Origin of the sequence: Arthrobacter sp. NPDC093139 (assembly GCF_044754165.1) — a bacterium.
Lineage (GTDB): Bacteria > Actinomycetota > Actinomycetes > Actinomycetales > Micrococcaceae > Arthrobacter.
This window is the reverse complement of sequence record NZ_JBIVOO010000001.1, coordinates 1-13,415: the sequence shown is the minus strand read 5'-3', so window position 1 is coordinate 13,415 and position 13,415 is coordinate 1. Positions and strand designations below refer to the sequence as shown.

14 protein-coding genes, 1 tRNA gene and 1 pseudogene are annotated in these 13,415 nt (G+C 64.9%); 3 read left to right on the top strand and 13 right to left on the bottom strand.

The window, feature by feature from the left end; genetic code table 11:
- Positions 1-27: 27 nt before the first annotated feature.
- A complete protein-coding gene (gene epsC, locus ACIP90_RS00080) occupies positions 28-612 on the top strand; it encodes a serine O-acetyltransferase EpsC (RefSeq protein ID WP_400575675.1) in 585 nt (194 codons plus the stop codon).
- A gap of 107 nt (positions 613-719) precedes the next feature.
- On the opposite strand, the pseudogene ACIP90_RS00075 reads toward epsC, so the two are convergent.
- Positions 720-979: pseudogene (locus ACIP90_RS00075) on the bottom strand (SDR family NAD(P)-dependent oxidoreductase); the annotation flags it as partial.
- Between the two features lie 146 nt (positions 980-1,125).
- Positions 1,126-2,562, bottom strand: a complete 1,437-nt coding sequence (gndA, locus tag ACIP90_RS00070; protein WP_400575674.1) for an NADP-dependent phosphogluconate dehydrogenase — start codon at positions 2,560-2,562, stop codon at positions 1,126-1,128.
- A gap of 231 nt (positions 2,563-2,793) precedes the next feature.
- Between gndA and ACIP90_RS00065 the strand changes: the two genes are divergently transcribed.
- Complete coding sequence (locus tag ACIP90_RS00065; protein WP_400575672.1) at positions 2,794-3,534, top strand: FadR/GntR family transcriptional regulator; 741 nt, start codon at positions 2,794-2,796, stop codon at positions 3,532-3,534.
- On the opposite strand, the gene ACIP90_RS00060 is transcribed toward ACIP90_RS00065, so the two are convergent.
- Genes ACIP90_RS00060 through ACIP90_RS00050 form a run of 3 tightly spaced genes read right to left on the bottom strand, consistent with a single transcriptional unit; the run spans position 3,531 to position 6,348 of the window.
- Positions 3,531-4,640, bottom strand: coding sequence for an L-idonate 5-dehydrogenase (locus ACIP90_RS00060; protein ID WP_400576739.1), 1,110 nt, complete (start codon positions 4,638-4,640; stop codon positions 3,531-3,533). The two genes, ACIP90_RS00065 and ACIP90_RS00060, sit on opposite strands and share 4 nt — an antisense overlap.
- 8 nt (positions 4,641-4,648) lie before the next feature.
- A complete protein-coding gene (locus tag ACIP90_RS00055; RefSeq protein WP_400575670.1) occupies positions 4,649-5,419 on the bottom strand; it encodes an SDR family oxidoreductase in 771 nt (256 codons plus the stop codon).
- The gene (locus tag ACIP90_RS00050; protein WP_400575669.1) at positions 5,416-6,348 is read right to left on the bottom strand and encodes an NAD(P)-dependent oxidoreductase; all 933 of its coding nucleotides are present in this window, start codon (positions 6,346-6,348) and stop codon (positions 5,416-5,418) included. The genes ACIP90_RS00055 and ACIP90_RS00050 overlap by 4 nt, the downstream gene beginning before the upstream one ends.
- Before the next feature lie 70 nt (positions 6,349-6,418).
- Here ACIP90_RS00050 and ACIP90_RS00045 point away from each other — a divergent pair, with 70 nt between their 5' ends.
- A complete protein-coding gene (locus tag ACIP90_RS00045; RefSeq protein ID WP_400575667.1) occupies positions 6,419-7,483 on the top strand; it encodes a D-2-hydroxyacid dehydrogenase in 1,065 nt (354 codons plus the stop codon).
- Positions 7,484-7,627: 144 nt separating this feature from the next.
- Here ACIP90_RS00045 and ACIP90_RS00040 read toward each other — a convergent pair whose 3' ends face one another.
- The 8 genes from ACIP90_RS00040 to ACIP90_RS00005 form a co-directional block, all read right to left on the bottom strand.
- Positions 7,628-7,837, bottom strand: a complete 210-nt coding sequence (locus ACIP90_RS00040; protein WP_400575665.1) for a hypothetical protein — start codon at positions 7,835-7,837, stop codon at positions 7,628-7,630.
- Between the two features lie 151 nt (positions 7,838-7,988).
- Complete coding sequence (locus ACIP90_RS00035; RefSeq protein WP_400575663.1) at positions 7,989-9,338, bottom strand: MFS transporter; 1,350 nt, start codon at positions 9,336-9,338, stop codon at positions 7,989-7,991.
- Between the two features lie 168 nt (positions 9,339-9,506).
- Positions 9,507-10,304, bottom strand: coding sequence for an IclR family transcriptional regulator (locus tag ACIP90_RS00030; RefSeq protein WP_400575661.1), 798 nt, complete (start codon positions 10,302-10,304; stop codon positions 9,507-9,509).
- A gap of 209 nt (positions 10,305-10,513) precedes the next feature.
- Entirely contained in the window at positions 10,514-10,804 is a 291-nt protein-coding gene (locus ACIP90_RS00025) for a hypothetical protein (RefSeq protein ID WP_400575660.1), read from the bottom strand.
- 143 nt (positions 10,805-10,947) lie between these two features.
- A tRNA-Val gene (locus ACIP90_RS00020) sits at positions 10,948-11,020 on the bottom strand.
- 81 nt (positions 11,021-11,101) lie between these two features.
- Positions 11,102-12,031, bottom strand: coding sequence for an NAD-dependent protein deacetylase (locus ACIP90_RS00015; protein WP_400575659.1), 930 nt, complete (start codon positions 12,029-12,031; stop codon positions 11,102-11,104).
- A 4-nt stretch (positions 12,032-12,035) separates the two neighbouring features.
- Complete coding sequence (locus tag ACIP90_RS00010) at positions 12,036-12,533, bottom strand: peroxiredoxin (RefSeq protein ID WP_400576738.1); 498 nt, start codon at positions 12,531-12,533, stop codon at positions 12,036-12,038.
- A gap of 2 nt (positions 12,534-12,535) precedes the next feature.
- Positions 12,536-12,955, bottom strand: a complete 420-nt coding sequence (locus tag ACIP90_RS00005) for a DUF3052 domain-containing protein (RefSeq protein ID WP_400575657.1) — start codon at positions 12,953-12,955, stop codon at positions 12,536-12,538.
- Positions 12,956-13,415 lie beyond the last annotated feature (460 nt).

Sequence of the window (13,415 nt, the reverse complement as noted above, 5' to 3'; positions counted from 1 at the left end):
CTCCTCGTTTCCTGTAGAAAGATCTTTGTGGGCTTTTTCGCAAGACTTAAGGAAGACCTCGACGCCGCCCGGTCCCACGACCCGGCGGCTCGAGGTTCTTTTGAGAACTTTTTCGCCTATTCCGGGCTGCATGCCATCTGGGCACACCGGCTGACACACAAGCTGTGGCGCAACCCGGGGCTGCGGTTCCCTGCGCGCCTGATTTCCCAGCTGGCCCGGTTCCTGACCGGCATCGAAATCCATCCGGGTGCCACGATCGGCCGGCGGTTCTTCATCGACCACGGCATGGGCGTGGTCATTGGTGAAACAGCTGAAATCGGCGAAGACGTCATGATCTACCACGGCGTGACACTCGGCGGACGCTCACTGGCAAAAGTAAAGCGGCACCCCACCATCGGGGACCGCGTGACCATCGGAGCCGGGGCAAAGATCCTCGGCCCCATCACCATCGGCCGGGACAGCGCCGTCGGCGCCAACGCCGTCGTCGTCAAAGACGCCCCGCCGGAGTCAATCATCACGGGCGTTCCGGCCACCTGGCGCCACCGCGACGCGCAGCGGGAAACCTCCCCCGCCGTCGATCCTGCCGAGTACTACATCGAGTACCGGATCTGAGGATCCGGACCTGAGAATTCCGGGCTGCCGGCTCAGCGCGCCAGTCGTTTGAGGACACCCGTCACCGCCGCATCGAACAGGCGGTCCGGGAGGATCCGGCGCAGCACCAGAGGCTCATAGAACTTCCCTCCGACGGAGGAGATGTTGATGATCCGCCCCCGCCGTGCGGCCCGCATTCCGGGCAGGACCGGCAGCTGGGTCATCCTCGCGAGGCCGAAGACGTTGACACCGTGTGCCTTCAGCGGCTCCATCCTGTCCGCCCGCCGCGCTCCGCGAAGACGGTGAATCCTTTATTGCTGAGCTTCTAGGCTGCCTCGAATCCGATGCCGGTGAAGGCTCCGGTGACAAACGCGACGGGCGGGGACAAGCGGGACTCCTTAATCAGTGACGGAAACGGGTCAGATAAGGAAACGGCCGGCGCCTCCCACAGTATCGGGAAGCGCCGGCCGTTTGCCGTAGCAGGGTGTTTGAGGAACCAGTCTGCCGTATCAGGGCAGTGCCGGTCGGCCGGGGCTAGTGGGTGTCCACTGCCTCGATTTCAGACTTGTCCTCGCCCCACAGGGTGTGGAACGTGCCCTCGGCGTCAACACGGCCGTACGTGTGCGCGCCGAAGAGGTCCCGCTGGCCCTGGATCACCGCGGCCGGCAGGCGCTTGCGGCGCAGGCCGTCGTAGTAGGCCAGCGAGGAGGAGAAGACCGGGACCGGGATTCCAAGCTGGACAGCCGTGGACACAACGCGGCGCCAGGCCGGCAGGACTTCAGCGATGGCCTTGGTGAAGGCCGGGGCGAACAGCAGGTTTGCGGGCTTCTCCTCGGCGGCGTAGGCCTTGGTGATTTCCTTCAGGAGTTCTGCACGGATGATGCATCCGCCGCGCCACAGCGATGCGATCTCGTCCAGCTTCAGGTCCCAGCCGTATTCCTTGGCTGCCGAGGTCAGCATGTCCAGGCCCTGCGCGTAGGAAACGAGCTTGGAGGCGTAAAGCGCCTGGCGGACATCCTCGACGAAGGTCTCCGGGATCTCAACGTTGACTTCCTCGCCGGCGAGGAGTTCCTGGGCCAGCTTCCGCTGGTCAGCCTGGGAGGAGAGGGCGCGGGCGAAGACCGACTCGGCGATGCCCGACGTCGGGGAGCCCAGCTCGAGTGCCGAGATGACGGTCCAGCGGCCGGTGCCCTTCTGGCCCGCGGCGTCCACCACGACGTCGACGAACGGCTTGCCCGTGCGGCCGTCCACGTGGCCCAGAACCTCGGCTGAGATTTCGATGAGGAAGGAAGCGAGTTCGCCCTTGTTCCACTCGGCGAAGATCTTGGACTGTTCCGCGGGCTCGATACCGGCGCCCGAGCGCAGCAGGTCGAAGGCTTCGCCGATAACCTGCATGTCGGCGTATTCGATGCCGTTGTGGACCATCTTGACGAAGTGGCCGGCGCCGTCGGTGCCGATCCAGGCGCAGCAGGGCTGGCCCTCGACGTTGGCCGCGATCTTTTCCAGCAGCGGTCCGAGGGCGTCGTAGGACTCCTTGGAACCGCCGGGCATGATGGAGGGGCCGTTCAGCGCGCCTTCCTCACCGCCGGAGACGCCGATGCCCACGAAGTGCAGATCCTTCTTCGCCAGTGCGGCTTCGCGGCGGCGGGTGTCCTCGTAGTGGGAGTTGCCGGCGTCGATGATGATGTCGCCCGCCTCCAGCAGGGGTTCGAGCTGCTCGATCACCGAGTCGACCGGCTTGCCGGCCTTGACCATGATCAGGACGCGGCGCGGCTTCTCGAGGGAGTTGACCAGCTCCTCAAGGGACTCGGTCCGGACGAAATCGCCCTCGGAGCCGTGCTTCTCGAGCAGCGCGTCGGTCTTTTCCACCGAGCGGTTGTGCAGGGCGACAGTGAAGCCGTTCCGGGCGAGGTTGCGGGCCAGGTTGGCACCCATTACCGCAAGGCCGGTGACACCGATGTGTGCAGACATCAATTCTCCAATTCGTTTCTGTGCAGCGTGTGCAGCGAGCGTTCCGCACGTCCTGCGGAGCGCGCTTTGGGAGGTGGCTGTGAATAAAGCATATATATTCCGGGCCACGGGGAAAAGTGGCACACCCTTAATGGCAGCGGAACGCGTCACAAAGAGTCTATGACGCCGGGGAGAACGGCAGCCTGCCCCGCGGCGCCGGCCACAGGTGGCCGCCCCACTATGCTTACCAATATGTCGACCAGTCTCCATCACCGTGCCGTCGAGAATCTGGGAACCCGGATAGTGGGCGGCAGCCTTCCCGCGGGCCACATCATGCTCGCGGAACAGCTGGAGGACGAACTGAAGGTTTCCCGCTCGGTGGTTCGCGAAGCGGTGCGCGTACTGCAGTCCCTTGGACTCGTGGAAACCACCAAGCGGGTGGGAATTCGGGTACTTCCGCCCGAGCGCTGGAATCCGTTCGACCCGCTCGTGATTCGCTGGCGGCTCGCCGGCGAGGGCCGGGGCGCCCAGTTGCGATCGCTCGCGGAGCTGCGCTCCGCCGTCGAACCCGTTGCCGCCGAACTCGCGGCCGCCAATTCCCCCGCCGAGCTCCGGCAGGAACTGCTCGACGTAGCCCTGGCCATGCGCGACGCCGGCAAGGCCGGGGACGTACCCCGCTTCCTGGAGCTGGACATCCAGTTCCATTCCCTCCTGCTGAGCGGATCCGGCAACGAAATGTTCGCCAACCTGGTGGGGCAGGTCGCCGAAACCCTGACCGGCCGCACGGTTCACGGGCTGATGCCCGATCGCCCCAGGGACCTCACACTGCAGTGGCACCTGGATGTGGCCGAGGCCATCTTCGCCGGCAACGCAGAGGAAGCCCGGGACGCCGCCAGCAGAATCATGCGGCGGACGATCTCTGAGATGGAGCCGGTCTGGGTTGAGCAGCCGCGGGTTTTTGTCCCGGTGCAACGGCACCGGCACTCTGCCTAGGCCTGTGCGGGTCGCGCTGGTCTTGCCGGTCGCGGCGGTTCGGTAGGTCCTGGCGTCCGGAAGTCCAGGAGCACTTTTCCTGATTCGGCCGAATTGCGCGCCACACCGAAGGCTTCAAGGGCCTGTTCAACGGGGTACTCGTGCGTGATCACGGGACCGATCTCCAGCGAGCCGTCTGCCAGCGCTGCGATCACCTCGTCAATTTCGTCGTTGAACCGGAAGGACCCGAGGAGCTCAAGCTCCCGCGTGATGGCCAGCGAAACCGGAACGGGCTGGGGACCCGACGGCAACAGCCCCACCATCACCACGGTGCCGCCCCGGACCGCACCCCTGATGGCGGACGCCAGTCCCTGGTGACTGCCGGAGGACTCGATGACCACGTCCGCCTCCACAGCAGCAATGGCGTCGGTTTCGCCTGCAGCCAAGACGTCAGTGGCGCCCACAGCTGCCGCGATCTCCAGCGGCTTGGCGTGCATGTCCACGGCAACGATCCGGCGCGCCCCGGCCCGCTTCAATACCGCCACAGTCAGGGCGCCTATGGGGCCGCACCCAATGACCAGGGCCGTCTTCCCGGCAACGTCCCCGGCGCGGGCGACGGCATGCCAGGCGACGCTGGCGGGTTCGATCAGGGCCGCCGTCCTCAGATCAAGGTCCCCGGGAAGGACCCGGAGCATGCGCGTGGGAAGGTTCACGTAGCGGCTGAAGGCTCCGTCGGTGTGCGGGAACCGCGCGGCACTGCCCAGGTAGGTGCAGCCGGGCGACAGATTGGGCCGGTCCTCCGGATACCTGGCGGTGCCGGGCGCGGGAGTAGCGGGGTGCACGGCCACGGCGTCGCCGGGCGCAGGTCCGCTGCCGTCCGCCGCTGCCCGGACCACGGTGCCCACCACCTCGTGGCCGAGGACCAGCGGCGCTTTGAGGACCGACTCCCCCGCCGCACCGTGTAGCCAGTAATGCAGGTCGGAGCCACAAATGCCGCCGAAGGCCACTTCCACCACGGCCTGGTCCACTGCCGCAGCGGCGAGTGCCACGTCGTCGAGGCGCAGGTCACCCGCGGCGTGGGCCACCACGGCCGGCGAGACCGCCGGAAGTTCTGGACCCACAGGCATAGGCGCCATCAGACCACCACCGTCATTCCGCCGTCTATGAAGATCGTCTGGCCGTTCACGAAGTCCGAGCCGCTTGAGGCAAGCCAGACTGCCGGCCCGGCCAGGTCCTGGACGGTGCCCCACCGGTTCGCCGGCGTCCGCCCAAGAATCCAAGCGTTGAACTCCTCGTCGTCCACCAGGTTCTGCGTCATCTCGGTATGGATGTAGCCCGGGGCGATGCCGTTGATCTGCAGCCCGGAGCCGGCCCATTCGGCCGTCATGGCACGGGTCAGGTTCCGGAGTCCGCCCTTGGCCGCGACGTAGGGCGCGATGGTGGGGCGGGCGAGGTCGGCCTGCACGGAGCAGATGTTGATGATCTTGCCCCGTCCCCGGGAAATCATTCGCCGGGCCGCCTCCCGGCCCACCAGGAACGCGCTCGTCAGGTCGGTGGAAAGGACTCGCTCCCAGTCGCTGACGTCCAGTTCGAGCATGGGCACGCGGTGTTGGATGCCGGCGTTGTTCACCAGGATGTCCAGCGGGCCCACGTTGGCCTCGATCCAGGCGATACCCTCCGCGGCCGCCGTGTCGCTGGTGACGTCGAAGGCGCAGCTGCGGATCCGGCCTTCAGGATAGCCGGCGGCCATGGCGTCCTCCGCGGCCTTCAGCCGGTCAGGGGTGATTCCGTTGAGCACCACGGTGGCACCGGCGTCCGCAAGGGCGCGGGCCAGGGCGTTTCCGATGCCCCGGCTGGAGCCGGTCACCAGGGCGGTGCGCCCGGTCAGGTCAAATAGTGCGGTCATGCTGTGATGATCCCTTCGTCCGCGGCAGCCGAGGCCCTGGTGCTGAGGTTGGAAATTGTTTGCCGCACAGCGGCCAGGTCCTGGTCGCCCAGTCCCTGCCGCTTAAGTTCGGCATAGAGTTCGACGCCGGCCGCCGCCATGGGGACGGCCGCACCGGCAGCCTCGGCTGCCTCGACGACGAAGGAAAGATCCTTGTGCATGAACTTGGCCGGACCGGTAGGTGTGTAGTCCCGCTCCACGAGCCGCGGTCCCACGATGTCCAGCACCCTGCTGCCCGCCAGCCCGCCGGAGAGGACCTCGTAGAGGGCCGCCACATCCAGTCCCGAGCGCTCGGCGAGTTCGGCCGCTTCGGCGAGTGCCGCCGTCGTGGTTCCCACGACGAGCTGGTTGCATGCCTTCGCCAGCGACCCGGCACCCAGCGGGCCCAGCAGCCGCACCGTGGTGCCCATCGCCGCCAACAGCGGCCGTAGCCTGTTGAAGGCCGGCTCATCATCCGCCCCGGCCATGATGGCCAGGGTCCCGTCCACTGCGCCCTTGGTGCCGCCGCTCACAGGAGCGTCAACCACGAATGCGTTGCCTGCGCTCGCTTCCCTGACGCGGTCCCCGAAGCCGCGGACACCGGACGGTGAGACGCTGCTCATGACCACCACCGCAGTTCCGGGAGCGGGCGGAGCGTCCGCCCAACTGGCAAGCAGCCCTGCCGCAGTCTCTTCGATGAAGCCGAGGTCCGGCAGCATGAACACGATCACGGGCTGGTCGCGGAGCGACGCCACATCATCAGCACGCGATCCGCCCAGCTCTTCGAAACGGTCGAGGGCTGAGGCCGATCGGTTCCAGGCGGTAACAACCCAGCCCTTCCTCACGAGGTTGGCGGCCATCGGCGCGCCCATTAGCCCGAGGCCCACAAAACCTACATTCCGTATATTCATGTGCAGCACTGCCTCACTTCGACGTGGTTAATCTTCGGAAACCTGTTCAGTATTCTATCCACTATTCAGTATGATGAACAGCATGACGACTCAAACCACCGTCGCAATCGCCGTCCCGCTCGAAGCAGAGCTGGTGGAGTGCATTCGCGCCGTAAACCCCTCCGTGACCGTTCTCTATGAACCGGACCTCCTGCCCCCGGAGCGCTTTCCGGCCGACCATTCCGGCGACCCGGGCTTCAAACGCACGCCCAGGCAGGAAGAGCGCTACTGGGACATGCTGGGCCAGGCACAGGTCCTGTTCGGATTTCCCAACGAGAGCCCGGCAGGCCTCGCGAGAATCGCCCGCGAAAACCCGCACCTGCAGTGGATCCACGCCATGGCGGCGGGCGCCGGCGGAGCGGTCAAGGCCTCCGGCCTCGACACCGAAACGCTGGACAAGTTCCACATCACCACCTCGGCCGGGGTGCATGCCCTGCCGCTGGCCGAGTTTGCTGCGCTGGGAATCCTCAACGGCTTCAAGCGGAGCGCTGAACTAGCCCAGGACCAGGCCGCCAAGCTATGGCCGGAGCTGCGGACTCCGACGCGGCTCGTCAATGGCTCAACCCTGGTGGTGGCCGGACTCGGGGAGATCGGACTGGAAACCGCGCGCATTGCGCGGGCGCTCGGCATGAAGGTCAGCGGCACCAAGCGGAACGTGGAACCGATTGAAGGAATTGAGGAAGTGGCCGGCAACGACGGGCTGCCCGCACTGCTGGCCTCGGCCGATGCCGTGGTCAACACCCTGCCGGGCACGCCGTACACGGAGAAGCTCTTCAACCGCGAGGTCTTCTCCGCCATGAAACCCGGCACCGTTTTCGTGAACGTGGGCCGCGGCACCGTGGTGGACGAGGACGCGCTGCTGGAGGCGCTCGAGGGCGGACAGGTCTCGTACGCGTGTCTGGACGTTTTCGCCGTCGAGCCGCTTCCCCAGGACAGCCCGCTCTGGAGCCACCCACGCGTTATGGTGTCGCCGCACACCTCCGCGCTCAGCGCCGCCGAGAACCGGCTCATCACCGAGCGCTTTTGCAGCAACCTGCGCACATTCCTCGACGGCGGCGAACTCCCCCATCTCGTGGACACGGCGCACTTCTACTAAGACGCAGGAGATCCAGAGAGCCAGAGACCCAGAGAGCCGGGGAGCCAGGTTGGCTGCCCGGCTCTCTTGCGTTCTGCGGGGCGTCTGTCCTGTCCTGCTTGGGGGCACGAACACTTCAAGCCCCGGCCCGCCGCCCGCGCGACGTTACTCGACGCGGTTCACGCCGTCCCATCCCCGCTGCCGCATCCGCCGGCCGGCAACCATGGACAGGGCACCACACACCACCCCAAGGACAACGGCGACGACCCCGCCGGTGAACCATCCACCCTGCCCGAAGATCATCATCACAACACCGACGAAACACAGACCCTTCGCAGCGATGTCCAGGTACAAAGGACCCTTCAGGTACTCCATGCATCCACGGTAACCCCGGGACCGCGCCACACAACCCCGCCACACGCATTCCCCGTCCCGCGGCGCAACGCCACCTGCGCCTGAAGCGCGAACGGACACTTGTGGCTTCGTCGAGGGCACAAGTGACCGTTCGCGCTTTGCTGGCGGAGTGCTAGCTCGCGTCCTCGATCAGCAGGAGGTCACGCCCGTTGGTTTCCGGCGTGAAGAAGGTGGTGATGAACGAGATCAGTGCCAGCACGAAGGAGTAGATCGCCAGGACGAGCCAGGAGTATCCGGAGGCGGCGAGCAGTGCCGCGCCGACCAGCGGCACGAGTCCGCCGGCGAGCACTGCGGAGAGTTCGCGGCTCATGGCGACTCCCGTGAAGCGGTACTGGGAACCGAACAGTTCGGGCAGGAGCGGGCACTGCGGGCCCAGCATGGACTGCACGCCGAGGGCGATGCCCACCACCATGACCGCCCAGACGAGCGTGGCATTGCCCAGCGTAACGAGATAGAACGCCGGGAAGGCAATCAGTGCCTGGAAGAGGGCCCCGTAGCGGTAGACGGGGACGCGTCCAAAGCGGTCGGACAGCGCGCCGAAGGTGATCACCATGACGGCGGCGAAACCGGCAGCGATGAGCAGGCCTACGGGACCGATGAATTTGTCGCCGGGAAAGATGCCGGCCGGAGCTGCCAGGAAGGCTACCAGGAGCGCGGAGTAGATGGAGGAGTTGCCGTTTTCGCCCATGCGCAGGCCGATACCGACCAGGACGTTCTTCTTGGAGTGCTTCCAGAGTTCGCCGACAGGGTTCTTCACAACGTTCTTGTGCTTCTCCAGCTCCTGGAACACCGGAGTTTCCTTGAGTTTCAGCCGGATGAAGACGGCCACCGCAATCAGGAGAATGCTCGCGAGGAAAGGAACCCGCCAGAGCCAGCCCTCCAGGACCGCTTTGTCGGCCATTGCGATCAGTGCAAAGGTGCCGGCGCCGAGGAGGGTGCCCAGCTGGATTCCCACAAAGGGAAGGGAAGCGAAGAACCCGCGACGGCGGCGCGGCGCGACTTCGGAGATCAGCGTGGTCGCGCCGGCCTGCTCCGCTCCCGCGCCGAGGCCCTGGACAATGCGGAGGATCACCAGCAGCACGGCACCGAGCATGCCCGCCTGCTCGAAGGTCGGCAGCAGGCCGATGGCGAAGCTTGCCGTTCCCATCAGTCCGATGGTGAGGATCAGAACCATTTTCCGGCCGAAGCGGTCCCCGATGTAGCCAAAGACCACGCCGCCGAAGGGCCGGGCTGCGAAGCCGACGCCGTACGTGGCGAACGAGGCGATCAGTGCACCCTCTTCGCCCAGCGGCTTGAAGAACAACGGTCCAAAGATCAGCGCAGAAGCGAGACCGTAAATATAGAAGTCGTAGTACTCCAGGGCGGAGCCTACGGAACTGGCAAGAGTCGCCTTTCGCAGCTGGTCTGGTTCGACGACGGCGCCGTCCACATCAGCCAGCGGTATATCAGTACGAGTTGTCACAAGCACTCCCTCAAAAACACTCCAGGCCCCCGTTGGCCTTGGTGGGATAGTGACAACACCTATGGCGTCGATCACTATGCTGAACAGCGTACAACAAGTTGAACGACTCGCCAATAGGTGGGGTTTCGCCGGGCCATGGAGCGCCAATGCGACGCCCCAGAACCGGCCTCACCCCATCGGATTACCCAGGGACCTGGCCAGTTCCTTCAGTTCCTTGACCATCTGGGCCCCCTGCTCAGCGGTATATGTGGCTTTCAAGGCAGTGACGGACAGTCCCAGGCTGGGGCCGTGGGCGCCGTGGGTGGGCACCGATACGGCCAGGCAAACAACGCCGGTGGTGGATTCCTCATCTTCAAAGGCATAGCCCTGTTGCCGGATGGTGCGGATCTGCGCTTTGAGTTCGGCACCAGTGCGGATCGACTTTGGCGTGAGTACCGGCAGTTCAGCATCGTCCGGGAACATGGCTTCGATGTCATGGTCATGCAGACGCGCGATCAGGACCTTGCCCACGGCGCAAAGGGACACAGGCATCTTGTCCCCAATGTTGGACGTCAGCCGGACCGCAGGATGCCCTTCATAGCGGGCCAGGTAAATGACATTGGTACCGTCCAGCATGGCGATGCGGACAGTTTCCCCGGACAGGGTGGGGGCCTGCTCACAAAACCGGTAGAACTCCTGGACTTCATCCAGCCGGCTCAGATAGGCCGCGCCGAGTTCAACAAGCTTGCGGCCCAGGGTGAACTCGGCGCCCTGCCTGCTGATCAGGCGAGCCTCCTCGAGGGCAAGGAGCAGGTTGGATGTTGAGGATTTCGGAATGCCGAGTTCCCGGGCGAGGTCACTCAGGGTAAGCCGGCCGGTAGCCGACGCGGCCAGTGCCTCCAACACAGCGGCCGCCCGGGTGACGGCCGGGGCCGGGGACGTGCTGCCTAATCCATCATTGGAGCGGGCGGCGCGGGAATCGACCATGATTCTCCTTCAATCAGTACGCACTGGGGCGGGGGCAGCATATCTGCCAGCCAACGGCCAGCGGCAGTGGTCTGCAACTGTTCATGTGGCTGAACACTTACCATCATAATGGCCCGAAATAATTTCGTGTTTCAGAATGTTCACGGTATATTCGTTTTAGGCCTTCCACCGCGGCATCCCCCAATAGTCGCGGTGGAAGGCTGTTCCAATTAAGCGGCGTCGGCAACTGCCTCCCTCAGCTTCCAGCCACCACCCAGGCCATCCCGAAGGATTTCCATGGTGGTGAACGCAGAGTTTTCGTTCCTGCCCAGCCTCGCCTGGAGGCGCCAGACTTCGACGTCCACCCGGCTCCAACCGAGCGGCATCCGGCGTTCAGCTTCCCACCAGCTGACGCGTTCAAACCATCTGACAGGCTCCGCGCCGACAGTCCATTCGCGTCCACCACGGATGACGGCGGCCGGGCGGCCGTCCGCAGCTGTTCTCACCAGTACGTGTTCCATGCCGCAAGGCTACGAACGGGCCCTGACATTTTTCCGGACCAAAGACTGTGGCCTCTGAGGATGCAGCAACCACACAAAAACGCCCAACACAAAAAACCCCGCCTTGCCGGCATCTGCTGCCGGGAAGACGGGGTTCTTCCTTGTGGGTCCTACCGGGATCGAACCGATGACATCCACGGTGTAAACGTGGCGCTCTACCAGCTGAGCTAAAGACCCAAACCGCCGGTTCCGCTTCGAAGCTCGCGAACCAACGAACATAGACTCTACCCGACGACAGGCCGTAATGACCAATCCTGATCAGGCCTGCGGCGCGCCGGGCAGCTCCTCGGCAAGCCAGGAAAGCGCTTCACTGACGCCTGCGGCCAGTTTGACGGTCGCCAGGTCATCGCCGCGGGTCTCTCCGCGATTGATGATGACCACGGGTTTGCCCTGCTTGGCGGCGTGGCGGACGAAACGCAGGCCACTCATGACGCTGAGGGATGAACCCGCGACGAGCAGCGCTCCCGCCTCATCCACCATCGAGTAGGCCCGCTCCACCCGGTCCTTTGGGACGTTCTCGCCGAAGTACACAAAGTCCGGCTTCAGCACACCGCCGCACGCAGGGCACTTGGCCACGACGAAGCTGCTGATGAGCTCCGAATCCTCGACAGTCGCGTCGGCATCGGGCGCTATTTCAACAACCCCCGATTCCAGAGCACGCTTTAGAAACGACGGGTTCAGTTCCTCCAAAACCCCTGCGAGCAGACCACGGGAGTACGTCCGGCGGCAGTCCAGGCAGATGACTTGGTCGAAGCGGCCGTGCAGGTCCACGACGTTGACGCTTCCGGCATCCTCGTGCAGGCGGTCCAAGTTCTGGGTGATCAGTCCCGTCAGGAGCCCCCGGCGTTCCAGCTGCACGACGGCGGCGTGGCCGGCATTGGGGTCAGCCCGCCGGAGATGGGACCAGCCGATATGGTTCCGGGCCCAGTACCGCTGCCGGTTCCCCGCGTCGCGCACGAACTCCTGATAGGTCATGGGCGCCCGCGGCGGTGAGTCCGGGCCCCGGTAGTCAGGTATCCCGGAGTCCGTGCTCAAGCCTGCTCCGGTGAGGAGCGCCAGACGCAGCCCGGACACGACGTCCCGGATGTGCCGCAGGACCTCCAGTTCCGAGGGCGACGGCTCGGTCCGTGGCACCGGCGGGAAGCTGGCAAACCCTGTCAGGCCGATGCCGGCGCGCCGCTGGTCCACGGGTTCAGCCTTGCGTCAGTCCTGCCAGCGCGCGGCGGTACTCGTCCAGGTCGCGTGCCTGCCCGCGGGGATTGACCACGACATACCTGACGATGCCCTCGGCGTCGATGATGAACGTCCCCCGGGTCGCCATGCCGCTCTCCGCGTCAAAGACGCCGTACCGCATGGCCACGTCCCCGTGAGGCCAGAAGTCAGCAAGCAGACTGAATTCGTAGCCTTCCTGCCCGGCATAGGCCCGAAGGGCAAACTTGCTGTCCACTGAGACGGCAAGCACTTCGGCGCCGGCGTGCTCGAAAACGGAAAGGTTGTCCCGGATCTCACACAGTTCGCCCGTGCAGATGCCGGAGAAGGCGAAAGGGTAAAAGACCAGCACAACATTGCGTCCGCGGAAGTCTGCCAGCCGGACCGGCTCGCCGTACTGGTTGGCGAGCGTGAAGTCCGGAGCCTGCTGCCCAACCTCAGGAACGGCCGCAACACCGGTGGAGTCCAGGGTGTTTGTTATGGTCACTTATTCTTCCTGGTCACCAGGCGGGTGGCACTCCAGTCCTTGGACACTCCCACAGACGTGGTGCAGTGCAACCCGGCGGTAGGGGCCGCGTCCTGGATGTCAGAGGGTGAAACGTAGCCCGGGCGGCCGGACTTGGGGGTCAGGACCCAGACCACACCGCCTTCGGTCAGCGTCGTAAGCGAGTCGACAAGGGTGTCAACAAGGTCGCCGTCGCCGTCGCGCCACCAGAAGATGACTGCGTCCACAACGTCATGATCGTCCTCGTCCAGGAGCTCTGACCCCGTCAGATCTTCAATGTCATCACGCAAGTCGAAGTCGACGTCGTCGTCGTAACCGAACTCCTGAATCAGATCCCCGTTCTTGAAACCCAATTTTTCCGCCACATTTACCGAAGTGGCGGCGTCGGCCTCACTCACGCGTTCCTCCTATGAATAGTGATATCGATTACTCCAAGCCAACACCCTTTGGGCGTGTGCTTCAAGCTGCCAGTGCCGCGGTGCGGCTTATTATGCGTCACACAACCAGTATGACGGTCAAATACGGCAGGGGCGCCAGACGCGGCTACGCATCGGCAAGCCGTCAGAGCTAGAGTGGCTGGTGACAGCCATGCCGCGGGGCGACCGCCCTGGACGGATTTAGGCAGTCTTAGACGAGATAGAACCCTGCCCGGCGCACCTGACCGGGCTGTTGTAACCGATATGTCGCACACGTCGCGTTCACGCCAGGCAGCTACCCTGCCGGACCTGAGTGCGCCGATGAATGCGCGCAAAGAGAGGTTGGACGTGGCTGCAGGAGAAGATACCTCCCATATCCTCAGCGGGTTGACTAACCAGCTGCCTGATCGTGATCCGGAAGAGACCGCCGAATGGGTTGAGT